Below are 1,031 nucleotides of genomic sequence, written 5' to 3'. Positions count from 1 at the left end.
AGCAGCACGAACAGCTCGGTGTCGTCGCTGTCGACCTCGACCTCGACCGCAATCAACGCTGCGAAGACGCACTACTACAGCGTCAACGACAACGGCGTGCAGCAAAGCAACTACGCCAACGACGGCGCAACGGGCACCAACGCCCTCGCAGCCGGCGTGAACGCCAGCGCAGCAGGCGCCAGCAGCGTCGCGGTCGGCGACGGTTCGAACGCGCAGTCGGCAGGCGCAGTCGCCATCGGCCAGAACGCATCGGCAACGGGCGGCAAGGCCGTGTCGATCGGCTCCGGCAACACGGCAAGCGGCGACGGTGCAGTCGCGATCGGCGACCCGAGCATCGCAACGGGTACCGGCGCGGTGGCGATGGGCGCGAACGACACGGCGACCGGCAACGGCGCAGTGGCGCTCGGCAACGCGAACACGGCCAACGGCGCGAGCGCGCTCGCACTCGGCAGCTCCAACCAGGCGCTCGCCGACAACACGATCGCGCTGGGCAACCAGGCCACGGCCAACGCCGTCGGCGCCCAGGCCTACGGCTCGGCTGCGCAGGCAACCGCCGCCGACGCACTCGCCTTCGGCTCGGGCGCAACGGCCAACGTCGCCAACTCGATCGCACTCGGCGCGAAATCGGTCACGAGCACCGCGAACCCGACGTCGAGCGCCACGATCGGCGGCGTCACGTACTTCTTCGCGGGCAGCTCGCCGGTCGGCGTGGTGAGCGTCGGCGCACAGGGCCAGGAACGCCAGATCACGAACGTCGCCGCCGGCCAGATCTCGGCCAGCAGCACGGACGCGATCAACGGCAGCCAGCTCAACGCGACGAACAACGCGGTGAATGCGCTGTCGACGTCGACCGCGTCGAACGTCGCGTCGCTGTCGACGGGCATCAACTCGCTGTCCACCGGCCTGAGCGCGACGAACAGCAACGTGGCCTCGCTGTCCACGTCGACCTCGACCGCGATCAACTCGCTGTCGACGGGCCTGAGCTCGACGAACAGCAACGTCAACTCGCTGTCGACGTCGACCTCGACCGG

Annotated in this window: 1 pseudogene; it reads left to right on the top strand. The window is 69.3% G+C overall.

Annotated elements, in window-relative coordinates:
• Positions 1-1,031 (top strand): annotated as a pseudogene (locus G3N99_RS40915) (hypothetical protein); the annotation flags it as partial.

The organism is Burkholderia sp. Ac-20392 (assembly GCF_017104585.1).
GTDB classification, from domain to species: domain Bacteria; phylum Pseudomonadota; class Gammaproteobacteria; order Burkholderiales; family Burkholderiaceae; genus Burkholderia; species Burkholderia lata.
Note: the sequence above shows the minus strand (reverse complement) of the source record. Positions and strands in the feature narration are given on the sequence as shown.